The 19,167-nt window shown below is 55.3% G+C and carries 17 protein-coding genes and 1 pseudogene; 9 read left to right on the forward strand and 9 right to left on the reverse strand.

From position 1 onward, the window contains the following. Positions 1–143: 143 nt before the first annotated feature. The 9 genes from G5287_RS13385 to G5287_RS13425 all read left to right on the forward strand — a co-directional run bounded on the left by G5287_RS13385 (position 144) and on the right by G5287_RS13425 (position 6,764). Entirely contained in the window at positions 144–902 is a 759-nt protein-coding gene (locus tag G5287_RS13385) for an amino acid ABC transporter substrate-binding protein (RefSeq protein ID WP_005339308.1), read from the forward strand. After that, the gene (locus G5287_RS13390) at positions 903–1,571 is read left to right on the forward strand and encodes an amino acid ABC transporter permease (RefSeq protein ID WP_013724235.1); all 669 of its coding nucleotides are present in this window, start codon (positions 903–905) and stop codon (positions 1,569–1,571) included. Between the two features lie 12 nt (positions 1,572–1,583). Further along, positions 1,584–2,318, forward strand: a complete 735-nt coding sequence (locus G5287_RS13395) for an amino acid ABC transporter ATP-binding protein (protein ID WP_005339311.1) — start codon at positions 1,584–1,586, stop codon at positions 2,316–2,318. Positions 2,319–2,588: 270 nt separating this feature from the next. Beyond that, positions 2,589–2,723, forward strand: coding sequence for a 50S ribosomal protein L34 (gene rpmH, locus G5287_RS13400; protein WP_005307156.1), 135 nt, complete (start codon positions 2,589–2,591; stop codon positions 2,721–2,723). After that, entirely contained in the window at positions 2,723–3,082 is a 360-nt protein-coding gene (gene rnpA, locus G5287_RS13405; RefSeq protein ID WP_005342318.1) for a ribonuclease P protein component, read from the forward strand. Before rpmH ends, rnpA begins: the two co-directional genes overlap by 1 nt. Beyond that, positions 3,049–3,297, forward strand: a complete 249-nt coding sequence (gene yidD / locus G5287_RS13410; RefSeq protein ID WP_075116235.1) for a membrane protein insertion efficiency factor YidD — start codon at positions 3,049–3,051, stop codon at positions 3,295–3,297. Before rnpA ends, yidD begins: the two co-directional genes overlap by 34 nt. A gap of 5 nt (positions 3,298–3,302) precedes the next feature. Beyond that, positions 3,303–4,949, forward strand: a complete 1,647-nt coding sequence (gene yidC, locus G5287_RS13415) for a membrane protein insertase YidC (RefSeq protein ID WP_005342319.1) — start codon at positions 3,303–3,305, stop codon at positions 4,947–4,949. A 99-nt stretch (positions 4,950–5,048) separates the two neighbouring features. After that, positions 5,049–6,410, forward strand: coding sequence for a tRNA uridine-5-carboxymethylaminomethyl(34) synthesis GTPase MnmE (mnmE, locus tag G5287_RS13420; RefSeq protein WP_139459600.1), 1,362 nt, complete (start codon positions 5,049–5,051; stop codon positions 6,408–6,410). Between the two features lie 162 nt (positions 6,411–6,572). Beyond that, positions 6,573–6,764: a hypothetical protein gene (locus tag G5287_RS13425; protein WP_227341694.1), complete on the forward strand. Its 192-nt coding sequence runs from the start codon at positions 6,573–6,575 to the stop codon at positions 6,762–6,764. On the opposite strand, the gene G5287_RS13430 is transcribed toward G5287_RS13425, so the two are convergent. From G5287_RS13430 to G5287_RS13470, 9 genes and pseudogenes are all read right to left on the reverse strand, one after another. Continuing rightward, positions 6,717–7,697 carry a hypothetical protein gene (locus G5287_RS13430; protein ID WP_216952506.1) on the reverse strand — a complete coding sequence of 327 codons (981 nt, stop codon included), beginning with the start codon at positions 7,695–7,697 and terminating at the stop codon, positions 6,717–6,719. The two genes, G5287_RS13425 and G5287_RS13430, sit on opposite strands and share 48 nt — an antisense overlap. Positions 7,698–7,713: 16 nt before the next feature. Beyond that, positions 7,714–8,988: a hypothetical protein gene (locus G5287_RS13435; RefSeq protein WP_227341693.1), complete on the reverse strand. Its 1,275-nt coding sequence runs from the start codon at positions 8,986–8,988 to the stop codon at positions 7,714–7,716. A 40-nt stretch (positions 8,989–9,028) separates the two neighbouring features. Continuing rightward, positions 9,029–10,903, reverse strand: a complete 1,875-nt coding sequence (locus G5287_RS13440; RefSeq protein WP_227341692.1) for an HAD-IB family phosphatase — start codon at positions 10,901–10,903, stop codon at positions 9,029–9,031. Between the two features lie 189 nt (positions 10,904–11,092). Beyond that, positions 11,093–11,326 (reverse strand): annotated as a pseudogene (locus tag G5287_RS13445) (IS3 family transposase); the annotation flags it as partial. Positions 11,327–11,350: 24 nt separating this feature from the next. Beyond that, positions 11,351–13,333: a Fe(3+)-hydroxamate ABC transporter permease FhuB gene (gene fhuB, locus G5287_RS13450; RefSeq protein WP_421231428.1), complete on the reverse strand. Its 1,983-nt coding sequence runs from the start codon at positions 13,331–13,333 to the stop codon at positions 11,351–11,353. Beyond that, positions 13,330–14,256, reverse strand: coding sequence for an ABC transporter substrate-binding protein (locus G5287_RS13455; RefSeq protein WP_421231429.1), 927 nt, complete (start codon positions 14,254–14,256; stop codon positions 13,330–13,332). The genes fhuB and G5287_RS13455 overlap by 4 nt, the downstream gene beginning before the upstream one ends. Before the next feature lie 18 nt (positions 14,257–14,274). Continuing rightward, a complete protein-coding gene (locus tag G5287_RS13460; RefSeq protein WP_421231430.1) occupies positions 14,275–15,039 on the reverse strand; it encodes an ATP-binding cassette domain-containing protein in 765 nt (254 codons plus the stop codon). Then, entirely contained in the window at positions 15,027–16,721 is a 1,695-nt protein-coding gene (locus G5287_RS13465; protein ID WP_421231431.1) for a multidrug ABC transporter permease/ATP-binding protein, read from the reverse strand. The genes G5287_RS13460 and G5287_RS13465 overlap by 13 nt, the downstream gene beginning before the upstream one ends. A 79-nt stretch (positions 16,722–16,800) precedes the next feature. Continuing rightward, positions 16,801–18,897, reverse strand: coding sequence for a TonB-dependent siderophore receptor (locus G5287_RS13470; protein WP_227341687.1), 2,097 nt, complete (start codon positions 18,895–18,897; stop codon positions 16,801–16,803). Positions 18,898–19,167: the final 270 nt, after the last annotated feature.

Below are 19,167 nucleotides of genomic sequence, written 5' to 3' on the forward strand. Positions count from 1 at the left end.
GCTGCAGCTGGCGGATCTCGTGCTGCACTCCTGTTATTTCATATAACCAAATGTCATTTATTTTTTAAATTTTATTCCAATAACATCAGCGCCAAAGCAGTTATTACAACTACAAATACAAGACATTTAGAGAGAGAAACCCCATGAAAACTTCCATCAAGCTTATTTCCGGCGCAGCCATCCTGTTGGCAACCCTGTCTGGTCAGGCCATCGCCCAGGAGACCATCAAGGTCGGCATGTCTGGCAAATATTTCCCGTTCACCTTCGTCAAGCAGGACAAGCTGCAAGGCTTTGAAGTGGATATGTGGAACCAGATCGGCGAGCGCACCGGCTACAAGGTCGAATTCGTGACCGCCAGCTTCTCCGGCCTGTTCGGCATGCTGGAAACCGGCCGCATCGACACCATCTCCAACCAGATCACCATCACCGACGAGCGCAAGGCGAAGTACGACTTCTCCCAGCCTTACGTCTATGACGGCGCCCAGATCGTGGTACGCAAGGGCAACAGCACCATTCATGGCATCAAGGATCTGGAAGGCAAGAAGGTGGCCGTGAACCTGGGTTCCAACTTTGAAGAGCTGCTGCGCAAGAATGACCCGAACAAGAAGATCGATATCCGCACCTATGACTCCGCCTTCGAGCAGGATGTCGCCCTGGGTCGCATCGATGCCTTCGTGATGGACCGCGTCTCCACCGCCCAGCTGATCAAGGAGTCCAAGCTGCCGCTGCAACAGGCTGGCGCACCGTTCGAGACAATCGAGAACGCACTGCCCTTCCTGAAGACCCCGGAGAAACAGGCGCTGCTGAAGAAGGTCGACGAGGCCCTGACCGCCATGCGCAAGGATGGCTCCCTGCGTCAGATCTCCGAGAAATGGTTCGCTTCCGACATCACCGACAAATAAATGATGGAATTTGACCTCGAATACACGCTGGGGCTGTTTCCCATCCTGCTCAAATACCTGGGCACCACGATGGAAATGGCCCTGTGGGGATTCGTGCTGGCACTCGTACTCTCGCTGGCCCTGGCGATAGTACGGGTGTTTCGCGTCCCCGCGATTCACTGGCTGGCGATGCTCTATATCTCGTTCTTTCGGGGTACACCGCTACTCGTTCAGCTGTTCCTGCTCTACTACGGACTGCCGCAACTGTTCCCGATCTTCGTGGGGATGGATGCCTTTACTGCCGCCATCGTCGGTCTGACCCTGCACTTCGCCGCCTACATGGCCGAGTCGATCCGCGCAGCCATCCTCGGCATTCACAAAAGCCAGATGGAAGCGGCGCTCAGTATCGGTATGAGCCGTTATCAGGCGATGCAGCGGATCATCCTGCCGCAGGCGGCCCGTATCGCCACCCCGTCGCTGATGAACTACTTCATCGATATGATCAAGAGCACCTCGCTGGCCTTCACGCTGGGGGTGGCCGAGATAATGGGCAAGGCGCAAATGGAAGCCTCCTCCTCCTTCAAGTTCTTCGAGAGCTTTATGGCGGTGGCGCTGATCTACTGGGTAGTGGTGATCTTCTTTACCCGCTTGCAGCATCTGCTGGAAATTCGTCTCAACCGTGCCTATTAAAGGAGGGCGTTCATGATCAAGCTAACCGGCCTCTCCAAGGCATATCACGGCAATCAGGTGCTCAACGGCATCGATCTGGAGGTCAAAAAGGGGGAAATTGTCGTCATCATCGGCCCCTCCGGCACCGGCAAGTCGACCCTGTTGCGCTGCCTGAACCTGCTGGAGACCCCGGATGCGGGCACCCTTGCCATCGACGATCTCGAGCTGAATCTGGCCAAGGCCAGCGAACAGCAGGCGATCGAGCTGCGCAAACGGGCCTCCTTCGTGTTCCAGAACTACGCCCTTTTTGCCAACAAAACAGCGCTCGACAACATCGCCGAAGGGCTGATCACCGTCTGGAAGCAGCCAAAAGCCGAGGCCCGCGCCACAGCGCTCGGCATCCTCAAGGACATTGGTCTTGCCGACAAGCAGGATGCCTATCCGGCGTCGCTCTCAGGCGGGCAACAGCAGCGGGTCGGCATTGGTCGCGCCATGGCGGCCCACTCCAAGGTGATCCTGTTTGACGAGCCCACCTCGGCCCTCGATCCCGAGTGGGTCGACGAGGTTTTGGGACTGATGAAAGAGTTGGCCCGCCAGCACCAGACCATGGTGGTGGTGACTCATGAGATTGAATTTGCTCGTGATGTTGCCGATCGGGTGATCTTCATGGAAGGAGGGCGGATCGTCGAGCAGGGCCCGCCGGATCAGATATTGGTCGATCCCAAGGATCCCCGTACCCGGGAGTTCTTGCGGAAAGTCCTTAAATAGCTCTCTCTTTGGCGGCCTGGCCGCCTTTTTTATTGAGGGATCCCTTGTTTAACCCCGGGTTGCCAGTATAATCCGGAGCCCTTGATCCTCTGGATCCTCACGCTCGGCAGTGGCCTTTTCAAGACCACGGCAGGATGAGAGGGAACGGCGGATTGACTAAAAGCCGAACTCTGTTTAGAATTCGGCCTCTTTTGCTAGTCGTCACACGCTATAGCTGGCGCGTCGGCTAAGTGTGACAATCAAAACTGTACAGAAATACGGAATCGAATCATGAAACGTACTTTTCAACCGTCCAACCTGAAGCGCAAGCGCTCTCACGGTTTCCGCGCCCGCATGGCAACTGCCAACGGTCGTAAAGTTCTGGCCGCTCGTCGTGCCAAGGGTCGTGCCCGCCTGGTAGTCTAATGCCTACCCAGCACACCTTCTCTCGGGAGTTACGTCTGTTAACTCCCGAACACTTCAAACGCGTTTTCGCCGAGCCTGTCCGGGCCGCCTCTCCGCAGATTACCCTTCTCGCTTCTCCCAATTCGCTCGAACACCCTCGTCTTGGTCTCGCTGTGCCCAAAAAAGCACTCAAGCGTGCCGTTTGGCGTAATCGTGTCAAACGGGTGGTTCGGGAAAGTTTCCGCCTCAAACAACATCAGCTGCCCGCTATCGACATCGTGGTGATCGCCAAGGCCGGTGTGAAAGAGATGGATAACGAGGAACTGTTCAAGTTACTGGAAAAGCTATGGCGCACCCTGTCACGCCGTTGCAATGGGTAGCTATCAAACTGATACGCCTGTATCAGCTAATCATTAGCCCTCTGCTCGGGCCGCGCTGCCGTTTTACTCCAACTTGTTCCCAATTTGCGATAGAAGCCATCCGACTTCACGGTTTCATAAAAGGCGTTTGGTTAGCCAGCAAACGTCTATTAAAATGCCATCCCTTATCCGAGGGTGGTTATGACCCGGTTCCGCAACCAAAGCGAAGAAACTGAAAACTATGGAATCACAACGCAATCTACTCCTGATCGGTTTGCTGTTCGTGAGCTTTCTGCTCTGGCAACAGTGGGAGTCCGACAAGGCTCCGAAGCCGGCCCCGACTACCGTGGCCCAAACCGAACATTTCGTACCTGAAGCCGGTCAGACCGGTGATATTCCTCAGGTTTCCGAGCAAGCCAACGCGACTGCCGCACGCAAGCTGATCACCGTCTCCTCTGACGTGCTCAAGCTGACCCTGGACACCCAGGGTGGCGACATCGTGTCTGCCGAACTGCTGTCTCACAAACTGGAAGAGGGCAAGGACCAACCGTTCGTGCTGCTGACCAGCAAGCCTGAGCACCTCTATATCGCCCAGAGCGGTCTGGTGGGTCGCAACGGTCCGGACAGTCAGGCCGAAGGTCGTCCTACCTATGAAGCCGCCCAGACCAGCTATCAGCTGGCCGATGGTCAGGATCAAGTCGTCGTTCCGATGACCTGGACCGACAGCAAGGGCGTTGTCTTCACCAAGGAGTTCATCCTCAAGCGTGGCGACTATGCCGTTGGCGTTGATTACAAGATCGACAACAAATCTGCCGAGCCGGTTCAGGTGCAGTTCTATGGTCAGCTGAAGCAGACCGTAGCCACACCGAAGGATCAGGAAGGTCATGCCATGGTAGCCAGCGCTTACCGTGGTGGTGCCTTCTCCACTGAAGATACCCGCTACAAGAAGTACACTTTCGACGAGATGAAGGATGCCGACCTGAACAAGACCACCAAGGGTGGTTGGGTCGCCATGCTGCAACACTACTTCGTCTCTGCCTGGGCTCCGAATGCCGACGATACCAACAGCTTCTACAGCCGTGTGATCCCGGGCAAAGGCCAGGCCATCATCGGTTACAAGGCGCCGCTGGTTGACGTGGCTGCCGGCCAACAGGCCGAAGTGACCAGCAAGCTGTGGGTTGGTCCCAAGCTGCAAGACCAGATGGCCAAGGTGGCTAACCACCTCGACCTGACCGTCGACTACGGCTGGCTGTGGTTCATCGCCCAACCGCTGCACTGGCTGCTGACCGTGTTCCACGGTTTCGTCCAGAACTGGGGTCTGGCCATCATCATGCTGACCCTGCTGGTACGCGGCATCATGTTCCCGCTGACCAAGGCCCAGTACACCTCCATGGCCAAGATGCGCATGCTGCAACCCAAGATTGCGGCCCTGCGCGAGCGCTTCGGCGATGACCGCCAGAAGATGTCTCAGGGCATGATGGAGCTGTACAAGAAGGAGAAGGTCAACCCGCTGGGTGGCTGCCTGCCGATCCTGGTTCAGATGCCGATCTTCATCGCCCTTTACTGGGCACTGATGGAGTCCGTTGAACTGCGTCACGCGCCGTTTGCCCTGTGGATCACTGACCTGTCAGTGAAGGACCCCTTCTTCGTGCTGCCAATCCTCATGGGTGCCTCCATGTGGTATCTGCAGAAGATGAGCCCGACCACCGTAACCGACCCGATGCAGCAGAAAGTGATGCAGTTCATGCCGATCATCTTCACTTTCATGTTCCTCTGGTTCCCGGCTGGCCTGACTCTCTACTGGCTGGTGAGCAACGTCATCTCCATCATCCAGCAGACCATCATCTATCGTCAGCTGGAGAAGAAAGGACTGCATTCACGCAGCTAATCTTCCCGTGATGACAAAAGAGGCGGCCTTCGGGCCGCCTTTTTTATTACAATGTCCCCCACTACGTTTTCCTATCAGCGAACAAACGAGCCAAGCAAGATGACAACAGATACGATCGTGGCCCAGGCCACCGCGCCAGGCCGTGGTGGCGTCGGCATAGTCCGGGTCTCCGGCCCCGCCGCCGAACAGGTCGCCGGGATAGTGCTCGGCAAGCTCCCTCGGGTGCGCTACGCCGAATATCTGCCGTTCAAGGATGAGCAAGGCCAGGTACTGGATCAGGGCATCGCCCTGCTGTTCAAAGCCCCCAACAGCTTCACCGGCGAGGATGTGCTGGAGCTGCAGGGCCACGGCGGCCCCGTCATCATGGACATGCTGATCCGCCGCATTCTGAAAATCGATGGCATCCGCCCTGCCCGCCCCGGCGAGTTCAGCGAGCGCGCCTTCATCAACGACAAGCTGGATCTGGCCCAGGCCGAAGCCATCGCTGACCTTATCGAAGCCTCCAGCGAACAGGCCGCTCGCAGCGCCATGCACTCCCTGCAGGGGCAGTTCTCCAGCAAAATCCAGCAACTGGTGGAGAGCCTGATCCGGCTGCGCATCTATGTGGAAGCGGCCATCGACTTCCCGGACGAGGAGATCGATTTCCTCTCTGACGGCAAGGTGGCGGGCGACCTCTACAGCATCATGTCCGAGCTGGACGACGTGCGCAGTGAAGCCAAACAGGGCGCTCTGCTGCGGGAAGGGATGAAGGTGGTGATCGCAGGTCGTCCCAACGCCGGCAAATCGAGCCTGCTCAACGCTTTGGCAGGGCGCGAGTCAGCCATCGTCACCGAGATTGCCGGTACCACCCGCGACGTGCTGCGCGAACACATCCATCTCGATGGCATGCCGCTGCACATCATCGACACCGCCGGTCTGCGCGACACTCAGGACAAGGTGGAGCAGATCGGTATCGAACGCGCCTGGGCCGAGATTGAACAGGCCGATCGGGTGCTGTTTATGGTGGATGGCACCACCACAGATGCGGTTGACCCGCGGGAGATCTGGCCGGAATTTGTTGATCGGTTGCCAAAAAACATCGGCCTCACCGTCATTCGCAACAAGGCAGACCTGACCGGCGAGGATCTGGCACCGAGCCAGGAGCTGGGCCACGCCGTCTACCGCATCTCCGCCAAAACCGAACTGGGGCTGCCCGCCCTGCGCGAACACCTGAAAGCCTGCATGGGCTTCCAGGGCAACACCGAGGGGGGCTTTATGGCCCGCCGCCGCCATCTGGATGCACTGGAGCGCGCCGCCGAGCGCCTGCTGGTGGCCAAGGAGCAGCTGGAAGTGTTCGTGGCCGGCGAGCTGGTGGCCGAAGAGTTGCGCCTGGCGCAGGAGTCCCTCTCCGAGATCACCGGCGAATTCAGCTCCGACGATCTGCTGGGCCGCATCTTCTCCAGCTTCTGCATCGGCAAGTAATGTGGTGAAAAATCAGCAATAAAAAGCAGCCAGCGAGAATATAAGACATTGTAAATATTGAACTTTGTTTTTTACTGACTATTCTTGCCTGATCTTGTTTCGTGAGAATTTACCCCGAGAGTACCCCGAAGTAACCTCTCGGGGTACTTTCGGGGGACAATTATGAAGATCAGCATCGAATTCCGCGAACCTGACGCCGAAGGCAAGCGCGCTCTGCGCTTAACCTATTACGCCGGCTCCTACCTTGAACCAACCACGGGCATCCGCAAGCACAAACGCCACTGCGCCATCACAATGACCACAGCATCACTTGCTGATGATGTTTTCCACTACACCATAATCAAAGTGGGCTGACGGGAAGTTGCTGTGATATTTCATCGCCTGCTCGACAAACTCATCTGCCAATGGTGCTCGTTGCCGATAGTCATGAAACAGAATGGCCTGGAGATGTCCCAGCTTGCTGCGCTGCTCATCGGAGGGCAAGCCCTCATCATCCAACAGGCAGACTGTGGGCCGCCCCATTAGAATGGACTCGGCGTGTATGGAGGAAGCACCGTTGCACAACACAACATCAGCCTCCTGAATCGCTCGGATCGAGCACTCCTCAGCGGGAATGATGCAATCGGGAAAACGATTATTGAATAATTTCTCTACCTGCGCCACGTCCCGCCAAGCAGGTAACTTGACTCTGACATTTTCCGTTATAAGCGGAGCAAAGTAATCGACTATTCCTGAATCACCAAATCTCAGACGCAAGTGTTCAAACATACTGATGAACAGTACAATCCTCGGTTTATTTTTTTGGGCTGGCTGGCTAGGACGAGCACTTTTTGTATGCTTTATCCATCCACTTTCTATGACTTTCGTATGACGACCCAAGGTCGCCTGGAGTGCAGAGGATGAAAAAGGCGTAAGTATGTAGTCAAAAAGATCCAAAAACCTTAGTTCATTGAGATTTTTATCTCCAAAAGGAGTAAGAAGATCATGTGGAATATATATGGATTTCTTAGGTTTTAATTTTTGAATTATTTCTAATGGCGATAAATAATTTGGGTAGTGTTCATTAAATTTTGGCGCCAAAAACTTTGCAACATCTCTAGTTAAATTAGTATGTGCTGATGTAATGTAGACAACATCCTCACCAATAAAGGGGGCAAGTAAATCTTCATCCTGCGCTGTGAGTTGGCCAAAATCCAACTCTGTGACATCATAACCAACCGCCCTAAGGTATTTGCATAAATCAGCCAACACATACTCAGAATCTACGCCTGAGGTAACAATTTTCATGAGGTCTGGCCTTTTATTATGTGGTAATTTGAGAAACAGCAAACTGATTATCGCTTGCTCTTATCCCCACTCGCGGTGTACGCGTCAACTTGGTGTCAATGACATCAATAATGAGAGTGCTGCCAACCTCAACCATTACCTTGGTAGACATGACAGAGAGTGCAATAATAGTAGAGTACTGCCCAGCGGTAACATTCACCTCTTCACATGGTATAAATTTAGGCTCACTTATTATCCTCCAACTACCATCATTAACCCATAATGTGATAACAGGCATATCTGCCGTGGATGCCTGAAGCATACAGGCATACATATGACTATCTTGCGGGCCTGAATAGCAAGCGACCAGAGAAGCATGTCCACTCCCAGCCCCCAACCACGAAAATTTAGCCTTTATACTAATCACATCATCTACAGCAGTTTTTGCCTGAGCAATGGCCAGAGAAAAACCATCAGCTGGCGCCATAAAACCAATCTTGGTCGAATCAAATGGTGTTATCATCAAATTCTCCCAATAGAAATTTTCGGTATTGCAAATTGGGAGTCTAGCCGCCCTAAGTGTTACACAGCTGGGCGACTCAGTATAAATCGCCGGTGCAGAACCAAATACAGAATAAGAACCATCAGGCAAACATCCAATAGAGACAAAATCACATTTTTGATTTTCCGAAAGCTGTGCTATCTCATAGAAACCAACCTTATGAAGACGTTTTCTAGTGTTCTTGCTATGTACCACAAAATGGCAATTATCGATATATAAAATATGACTTTGACAAGCCCTCAGAAGTAGATTTAGGATATGTCGCTCACCAATAAAATCCTGCATCAGCCAAGGTGATGTGATACCAATACTTGTTACATGACGATCTTTCAAATGCAATACAAAATCGTCAACATTGCGAACATAAATAACTTCCTGATCTTGCAACAGTAACGAGACACCATCATGTAGCACTGGACATGCAAAAACTATATTGCACTGCTGCCAACTCTTGATATTTTTAGAAATACCAACAAAAACATCTTCAAGCTCAGCCGCTGTAACTATCACATCGTGGACATTGGCTGATGACATCACCGGTAATGAACTGACTTTCTCGCACAGAAGTTCTGTTATAGCCTGAAGTCTGGAGATATCATCACGCAGAGTTAGCTGCACCTCTGACAGTTGCTGGTTACCTTGCTCAATCCCCTGACTCAGATTAACCAGCTGTTCTGAAAAAATGAGATCAGCATCGCACTTTCCTGAACGCCTCAGGAATGATTGGAGAAAACGCGTAAATCGACTCATGGTATCGTCATCCAATAATTATTATTCAGTACAGTTTTGCCTAACTGCTCTCTTCAGGTATACAGACAAGGGCATAGAAATGGGTGTTATCCCATCGGTTGTACTCTTTTGGATAAATATCAACAACTTCCTTAATGCTGAAACCGGCTTGACGTATAAGATCTATCTCATGCTGTAGCCATCTATATTCAGAGTAGTAATCTGTTCCTAGCTCTTTGGAGTAACCATCAACAATGACATCTTCAGTACACCCCATCTGATGCTTGACTATCAAAGTACCAGCAGGTCGTATCCATGAGCGAGCCTTCTGATAAATCCGTTCCGCCTCTGTTCTATTAAAGAAATTCATCACACCAAAAATGGTAACAAGATCAAATTTCTCTGCCACATCAAATATATTGAGATCTTCATTAATAACTTTCAGGTTGTCCGTTCTTTTTATAAAATCGCTAAAGTTAGAATATTTTTCTACAGCGACTATTTTAGAGAAATCTTCTGTAAGGTGATTAACAAGCAGCCCAGTACCAGCACCAAGATCAAGCAGGGTTTTACTTTTATCTGAGAAACGTTTGACTAACTCAATATCAAAAATAGAAAAATCGGGGGCTTTATTTCTAGTCTCTATTGGTGATTTTATTTTGCTGGCTAGTTTTTCATAATAACTATTTATTTTATGATTACCACTACTCCACGAGTCCACAAAATCAACAGCTTTCTTATAGTCTTCATAAGTGTCAATATCTTGCGCTCGTATTATCTTCGCAGACATTGGCAATAATGGTTCTAAAAGATTGTAAAGATGGCCCGAGGTAAATCTTATATTTTCCCTGCGGATGGCAGCAGGTCCAGACCACTCGTAATCACCATCATCTCTGGAAAATGAAACAACTTGTTCTTGTTCATTAAGCTTCACAAAAACTGCGTCTTCGCTCACTTTTTGACTCACCCCAATAAATTCTTGCTCTGCTTCAATGCACTGAGCAATATCATCTGGGTGAACTAATAGATCCCCATCCCAAGCAATAATCATTTCATTAGCATGTTTACCACCAAGATAGAGACTAGCGCCAGTTTTAGAGTGAAAATAATCGTGATTGAAAACAAAAATAATATCTTTTCTGATCGAGCATACTTCATCAATAAGACTGCTAGCCTGAAAACCAACAACTATTCTAAGATCACTTACATGCCGGAATTGTTCTAGCTGTAGATGAATAAGTGGCACCCCTTGTAGCTTAATAAGCGACTTTGTTTGTCCCAGCCCAAGGCGCGAACCAACCCCCGCAGCACTAATTACCACTGACCTTCCATTTTGAGGTGATTTTATCTGTTGCAGTAACCTGAGCATAGCAACAGAATCATATACTGCATAATCTGCAACTTGCATGACCGTATTTGCCGGTTGGTGAATCAAGCCGCAAGCAATAGAAACATCAGCGATCCTCATGGCCTCAGCATCATTATTTCCATCACCGATGAAAACGACTTGCTCACCTTGCGCTTGATACTCTTTAACAATATCTTCTTTCTTTAGTATTTTGGTTAATCGAACCTTGCCATTGGCATCAACTTCCCCTTCTGATGAACGAATTACGCACTCTATTTTTTTGGCTAATTCTGCGATCCAGCCATTATAATTTCCAGTGGCAATAATACAGTCATCACGGTTACTATTGATAAAATCGAGCAGAGACTGGTTAAGGGGAATATCCGCTACGATGCGAGCAACTTGAGCCACATCTAGGTGGCCAAGTATGTCAACCCGCTTGATGAAACTTTCCATGAATGGGATCTGACCATTAATAGTCTGGGCAGTTAACTCTTCTATTTGCGTAGTGACATTGAAACTTTTAGCTATGATAGGCAATGTTTCACAGCAGCTAAGAGTTCCGTCGAGATCGAAAATAAATTTCATCCTTTGCCTCGCTAGATTGGCAATATCTAAACGTTTGTATTTATAAGACAATAAGCAAGTGAAGTCGAGACAATCTGGCGCAGGATCATACCCAGATCAGATGGACTTAGCCCACGATGGTAGACATATTCTGTTCTCACGACGAGACTTATTCGAAGACCTCTGGTGTGACGCGCATCCAAGGTGGCTCTAGCGTCGCACTCTGTAGTAGAACGCTTCAATGCAATCGAAGATTTCGGCGCGGACCAGATCGTGGGTTTTGTTGATCCTTTTTATGATGCGATCTTTTTTTCAGCGAACTGAAGAACGATTCAGAGACAGCATGATCCCAACAGTTGCCACGTCGGCTCATATTGGGGGCCAAGTTATTGGCCCCAAAAAACACTGCCTATCGTTACTGCCATATTGGCAACCCTGATCCGACTACACGATAGCCAATCCACAAACCTAAAGGCGGCGCAGGCACCACATGAAGTAAGCGCCCCCTAATAGGGTGGAGACCAGCCCGACCGGCACCTCCTGCGGGAAGAGGATCTGCTGGCCGACCCAGTCCGCCGATACCATCAACAGGGCGCCGGAAGCGGCGGCCCCAAGCAGGTGCCAGCGTGCCCGCACCAACCCCATCAGCTTGGCCATATGTGGTGCCAGCAGACCAACGAAGGAGAGCGGCCCCACCACCAGTGTGGCGCTGGCAGTGAGCACGGCCACCAGCAGCAGGATGGCGAGCTGGGCACTGTTGAGGCGAATGCCCAGCGCGGTCGCCACCGCACTCCCCATTGGCAGCAGATCGAGCCAGCGGCTGACAAGCAGGCAGGCGGCCAGCATCAACAGCGCCAGCCCCACCAGCCCATAGGCCACCGGCAGGGTGACGTAGTAGGTGGAACCGGACATCCATGAGAGCAGTTGCTGCACCCGCAGGTCACCGTTGGCCAACGCGATGGCCTGCAGCGGCTCAAACAACGCCGTGATGGCGATACCTGAGAGCAGGATCCGCTCCGGCTGGAAGCCGTGCTTGCGATTGACCACTACCAGCAGCAAGAGACAAGCGAAGGCCCCGATCAGGCCGCCCAGCAGCATTATGGGCAACGGCAAAGCTGGCAGCAGTAAGGCCGTCGCTATCCCCCCCATAAAGGTGCCGCCGCTCACCCCCAGCAACTCCGGGCTCGCCATCGGGTTGTTGCTGACCCGCTGCAACAGGGTGCCCGCCAGCGCCAGCAGCACGCCAGCAGCCCCCGCCGCCAGAGTGCGCGGCAGCCGCCACTCCAGCTGGGCCTGCCAGCGCAGCCAGCTTGGCCAACTCCAGCCCATCATCCCCTGTCCAACCAGCAGGGAGGCGACCACGGCCAGCATCAGCCCGACCAGCAACAGGCCAATAAGGCGAGCCGGTGCCGGATGGCGGGCCACCAGCAGGCCGGCGTTTGCCTTTGGCGTACCCGACTTGATGCCAAGGCGCGGGATCAGCCAGAGCAGCAGCGGCGCGCCCAGCATGGCGGTCATGGCGCCAGTGGGGATCAAGACTGGCCAGAAGCGGCTCAGACTCTGCAGCAGCAGATCGGTCGCCGCCAGCAGCAGGGCGCCGAGGATCGGTGTCCACAATAGCCGTTGGCCAAGCTGACGGATCCCGAGCAGCCGCACCATGGCGGGCGCTGCCAATCCGATAAAGCCGATTAGCCCAACCACGCTCACCACGCAAGCGGTGACAAATACCGCCAAGCCAAGCCCCGCCAGTCGCAAGTGTTGGAGGGAGACCCCCAGACTGCGGGCGCTGGCATCATCCAGCTCCAGCACCGCCAGCGGGCGCACCAGTACTGCGGCCAGCAAAGCGGCTGCCAGCAGGCGGGGCAACAGATAACTCACCCCGCTCCAGCTGTTCTGCACTAGCGAGCCACTGCCCCACACCAGCAAGCCTTTCAGCTCCTCCTGAAAGAACAGCAAGAGCCCCATGCTGATGGCCGCCAGATAGAGGTTGATCACCAGCCCGGCAAAGACGATGACCACCGGATTGAGCTGGCGACGCCAGGCCAGGGCAAACACCAGTGCCATCGCAAGGCTGCCGCCGGCCATGGCGATCCACTCCCGCCCCAGCAGCAACCAGGAGGGGGCAAATAGGGTCACCATCATCAACGCCAGTTGAGCGCCGGAGGCTACCCCCAAGGTGGTCGGAGACGCGAGCGGGTTGCGCAGCACCTGCTGCATCAGGGAGCCCGCCAGCCCGAGCGCCGCTCCGGCCAGCAGGGTGACCACCAAACGGGGCAGCCAACTGAAATGCACCACCGCCTGGCTGACGTCATCCAGATTGGGGGCGAACAGGCTCTGCCACCAGAGCGCACCGGGCAGCTGGCGAGCCAGCTCCCAACATCCGAGCGAGAGGGTCAACCCCAGCAGGATCGAGACCGGCCGCAGCAGCGGCGATGTGAGCAGTCGCTTCATCGGTTAGCCTCCATACGCTCGGCATCTTGCAGCAATGCATCGCTGAGCAGACCGGCGAAACGGCGGGCGGCAAGTACGCCGCCAAAACTCCAGACCGCAGGCAGATGCAGCACGGGCGCCTGCCGTACCAGCGGCAGATGCTGCCACAACCCCGGCTCCTGAAGCCGTTCACTCACCCCGACCGGAATGGGATCGACCACCACCAGCCGCGCGGTTGGCAAGGTCATGAACTGCTCGATGCTGACCACCGAGAAACCCCAGTCATTGGTCTGCTCCTGCCAGCCATTTTGCAGCCTGAGCCGCGTTATCACCGCATCGAACAGGCTGTGGCGACCAAACACCCGCACATGGCGCTCATCGATAAACTGCACCACCAGCAGGGGCGGCAGATCCGCAGGCAATCTGACCTGCATGCTGGCGAGATCCCGATCCAGCCCCGCCAGCAGCCGTTCGCCCTCGGCGGTTTTACCCACCATACGAGCGAGGGTCAGGGTCACCTCGTGCAGCCGCTGCCACAGATCGGTTTGCCCATCATAGAGGGCGATGGTGCTCACCGGCGCGATGCGGGAAAGAGTTGGCGCCAGCGGGGCCGCCAGCGGCGAGATGAGGATGCGATCGGGTTTGAGCTCCGCCAGCAGCTCGCGGTTGGGCTGGGTGCGCAGGCCGATATCCACCACCCCGGCGGGTAGCCGTGGCTCGCCGACCCATGCCTGATAGGGACCTGCATCCCCAACGGCCAGCGGAGTCACCCCGAGCGCCAGCAGGGTCTCGGCTATGGTCCAGTCAACGGTGGCGATACGGGGTAGCGACTTCACAGCATCGGTTTGAGGGAGCTCTGCAGCGGCAGGCATCGTTGGCTCGGCCTGCAACATAAACGGAGCCAAGAGGCAGCAGAACCAGCCAACTTTCTTGAATAAAAGCATCGAGGTAACAAGCCTTATCTAAACGATGGCGATGGGATGGGCATGAGCCGGGTGGCGAATGACCTCCATCGGAATGCCATAGATGGCGTGCAGGGTCTCGCTGGTCATGATCCCCTCAGGTTCGCCGTGGGTGAGCAGGCGGCCGGAGTGAAGTGCCACCAGCCGATCGCAGAAGCGGGAGGCCATATTGATGTCGTGAATGACGATGATGACCCCGAGGTTAAGCTGACGACTCAACTGCTTGACGAGCGTCAGCACCTCCACCTGATGGGCCACATCCAGCGCGGCCAGCGGCTCGTCCAGCAGGATAAAGCGGCTCTCCTGCGCCAGCAGCATCGCCAGCCAGACCCGCCCTCGCTCGCCGCCGGAGAGGGTATCCACCAGCCGATCGGCAAAGCGTTCGGTATGGGTAAGGGCGATAGCCCGATCGACCTGACGGTGATCCTCCGCCCCCATCCGGCCCAGCAGACCGCGCCAGGGGTAGCGGCCCATCTCCACCAGCTCCCGCCCGAGCAGATTCTCGGCGCTCGGCAGATGCTGGGGCAGATAGGCCACCTGACGGGCGAACTCCCGGTTGCCCCAGTCGTGCAGCGGCTTGCCATCGAACAGGATTTCGCCATCGCTGAGCGGTTGCTGGCGAGCCAACAGCTTGAGCAGGGTCGATTTGCCCGAACCATTGTGGCCGATGAGGCCATAGACCTGTCCCTGCTCGAAACGCAGGTTAGTGGGGTGCAGCAGCGTGCGGTCATTGACCGTAAAGCTGGCTGATTTCATCTCGAACATAAGCAATTCCTGTGCTGGCTTGTCGCCAGTCTCATCGGTGCCGGCACCTCGCAATCCAGGTGGGCGATCGCATCGCGGCTCACTGCGGCGCGGCGCGCGCCGGTCAGTTCGGTGAGCTGGCCCTGACGCATCTCCAGCAGGCGATCGGCCAGCGCGAAGTAGTGATCATCGTGACTGATAGCAATCACCGTCTTGCCCATCTCCTTGAGGCGCGGCAACAGCAGCTGATAGAAGATGCGGCGGAACTGGGGATCCTGATCCGCGGCCCACTCGTCAAACAGCATCACCTCGCGCTGCTCGGCCAGCGCCAGCAGCAGGGCGACTCGCTTGCGCTGCCCCTGGGAGAGCTCGATATCGGTGATAAAGCCATCCTCGATGGTGAGCTTGCTGCCCATCTGCAACCGCTCCAGCCACTCGGCGACCAGCTCATCTTTGGGGTCTGGCCCCAGCAGATGCTGGAACAGGTGATAGTCGGTGAAGATGGCGGAGAAGAGCGCCAGATAGCTGTTGCGATCGGTGACGGGTTCATCATCCAGCAGGATCCGGCCCGATACCGGCTGGTAAAGGCCGGTCAGCAGCATGGCCAGCGTCGACTTGCCGGAGCCATTGCCGCCGATAATGAAGATCTGCTCCCCCTTTTCGATGACCAGATCGATGGGGCCAACGGCAAAGCCGCCCTCTCCCTGATAGTGAAAGCTCACCTGCTCCAGCTCGATACGCTGCCAGGGGCGGATGGCGGGCGGCAGTGGGAAGTCCGCATCCGGCTCGGCCAGATTGAGGGCGGCGATCTTGTCGAACGCCACCTGAGCGGCAAGCAGGGTCGGCAGGGCGCCAATCCCCTGCAACAGCGGGGTGCGCAGGAACAGCAGGGTCAGCGCGAAGGTGGCGGCCACATTGGTGTTGGCCCAGCCAAGGCCGTTGGCCAGAAAGAAGACCAGACCGATCGCCCCCAGCATCATGATATTCGACCAGTTCACCGCGCTCAGGTGATAGGTGTCGGCGCGAATGATCTGCTGGCGGTAGTCACGGGCATCTTGCTCATAGAGCTGGTGGTAAACGAAGTGAGCCCGCTCGCGGTTGAGCGCCAGCTCCTTGCTGCCCGCGATGATGGCCTGATAGTTCTGATAGAGCCGATCTTCGGCCTGACGCATGTGGGAGAGATGGCGATAAACACGGTTCACCAGCAACCAGCCCACCACCATGGTGACGGTGACCCAGAGCGCAGTCACCCCGAGCAATGCAGGAGAGAGCCAGCCAAGGTAAAGGGCAGAACCCAGCGTGAGCACCAGCCCCTGCACCAGCTCAGGCAGGCGCACGAAGGCGATGGTGATCTGGCCGATATCGCTGGAGAGGGAGGCCAGCAGTGGCCCCTGACCAATCTGGCGGATGCGGGCGACATCGGTATCCAACAGTTGCTTGAGCAGACGGCCACGCAACCGGTAGACAAAATGGTGACCGAGAGTGGTCAGGGCCAGCTGAGATCCGAGAGTGATCACCAGCAGCAACACAATCAGGCCGACCAGCTGACCGAGGATCGGCAGCGGATCACCTATAGATTCGATAAGAGACTGATTGATAAAAGCAATGACGCCAATCCCGCTGACGGCACTGAGCAGACTGAGCAGGGTGATGGCGATAAAGGGCCAACGATATTGGCGATAAACCAGAGACAAGAGTTCCATAACGGACCGGTATTCCAGAGAGATCAGAACAACTGCGGGTGAAAAGAAGGGCGGGAATCCGGTTCCCGCCCGACTTCGATTACCAGCGGTAGTTGATGCTGCCCACTACGCTGCGCGGCTCGCCGTAGTAGCAGTAGTAGTCACAACTGGCCACGTAGGTTTCACCCAGCAGGTTGTTGACGTTGAGCTGGGCACGCCAGTTCTTGGCAAAGTCATACCCGATCATCGCATCCCAGACGGTATGGGCCGGCACCTCGGCAGAGCCGTAGATGGGGGTGTAGTCCGCATTCACGGCGCCAATACCCACGCTGGAACCGATATAACGCACACCGGTACCCAGCTCCAGACCCGAAGCCACCCCTTGCTGCACCTTGTAGTTACCCCAGAAGGAGGCCTGGTGGCGCGGGATCAGGCTGGCACGGCGATCGCTACTGCCTGTGTCGTTGGTTTTGGCATCGGTGTAGGTATAAGCAGCGGTCAGACGCAGCGCATCGGTCACCTGCACGCTCCCTTCCAGCTCAACCCCCTGAGAGGTCACTTCACCCGCCTGGGTCTGCTGGCCGGAACCGGTAGAGACCAGCGAGTTGGTCTGGGCCAGATCGAACAGCGCCAGATTGATGTAACCGTCGAGGAAGGCAGGCGCATACTTCACGCCGGTCTCGTAGAGCTTGCCCTTGAGCGGCTTGTAGGAACTCTTGGTGTTGGGATCGATCCCCGGCAGCACCTCGAACGACTCGGCATAGGCAAAGTAGGGAGAGAGGCCGTTGTCAGCCAGATACATCAGGCTGCCCGAGAGGGAGAGCTCGTGATCGTACTGGCGCTCGTCCTTGCTGGTATTGGTGTTGTGGGTCTCCACATAGTCAAAACGGCCACCGGCAGTCAGCAACCAGCGATCGTCCCAGCGGATCTGGTGCTGGGCATAGAGACCGCTCTGGCCCTTGCTGCTCTTCTGGTGAGTAGCAGTCGACTCATCAAAACCGGGGAAGCCGCTGTAATCCGGGTTCATGGTATTGATGGAGCCCATGGCGTAGTTGTCGGCCTCGACCCCTTCATTGACGTGACGCTGCAGATCCACCCCCAGCAGCAAGGTCTGCTCGGTGCTGTCGGTGTTCCAGTAGCCCACCATCTGGTTGTCCATAGTGGCACTCTTGGTATTGCCATCGCGGTAAACCAGGCCACGACTGGCGGTTGTGCCTTCATAGGTCGGGAAGATATAGGTCTGGCGCAGCAGCAGATCGTTGTAGTTGAAGCGGACGTTCTGCTTGAACTCCCAGGTCTGGTTGAGCTGGTGGGCCAGCTCGTAACCGGTGGAGATCTGGGTATTGCGGTTGCGATCGTAATCCGGCTGGCTCAGGTTGGTGGAGGGATCAATCTGGCCACCTGACGTATTCAGGGTGCCATAGACCGGGAAGAAGCCGTTGGTCGGGACCCCTTCGTCGTGCAGAAAACTGGCCAGCAGGGTCAGGCTGGTACGATCCGAAAGATCGAAGGTGACGCTGGGCGCCAGATAAACCCGATCGTTGTAAGTACCAGTAAGCACCCCATCACGCTCTTTATAAAGAGCAACCATGCGGTAGCGGCTGTTGTCGGAGAGCGCGTCAGAGACGTCCACCCCGACTTGACGATGATCCCGGCTGCCAAGCTGCAGATCCACCTGCCCTTGCGGCGTGGCGGTCGGCCGCTTGCTGATGGCATTGATCACCCCGCCCGGAGGCGCCTCACCGTAAAGGATCGAGGCTGGCCCTTTCAGCACTTCCACACTCTCCAGACCGAACGGTTCCGGCGTCCAGACGTAGTAGCCGGTGCCAAACAAGCGGTTGCCATCCAGATAAGAGGCGGCATCGAAGCCACGCACCTTGAACCAGTCGGTGTTGTTGTCGGAACCATAGAGACCGGTCAATACGCCGGAACGGTAGCGAATCGCTTCATCCAGCTGCAACACGGCGTGCTGATCCAGTTCCTCGCGATTAACCACGGAGACGGCGCGAGGGGTCTCGGCCATCGGCACTTCCACCTTCATGGCCGTACCGGTCACCACCATGGTTTCGCTGGCTTTGGGCAGCTCAGCGGTGGTTTGTTCGGCCATCAGCGGCAGGGAGACGAGCAAACCGGAGAGCGAAAGCACGCCGAAGGCGCCCTTCTTGCCGGGTCCTGTAGTGTATTTTTGCGCAATCATATTAAAGTCTCGTTTATCAATGAGTTATGTTGTTTTAATTGTTATTTGTGGTCGTTTGTCACGACATCACCCTGTTCCATGGGCGAATAAAGCAGCGCAATCCTACTACAGGAGCCGTGATCGAATCGATTCAATAATTGCTAATCATTTGCATCTACATTGTTATCTAGCTGCATCATTGGCAGGATCTCGCAGGGGATGGGAGTCATCAGGAGAGCCATGAGCGGAGAAGACAATGGAGAGGAATATAAAGAAGCAGAAAAAAGATCG

It is taken from the genome of Aeromonas sp. 603079 (genome assembly GCF_049172135.1).
GTDB lineage: Bacteria > Pseudomonadota > Gammaproteobacteria > Enterobacterales > Aeromonadaceae > Aeromonas > Aeromonas veronii.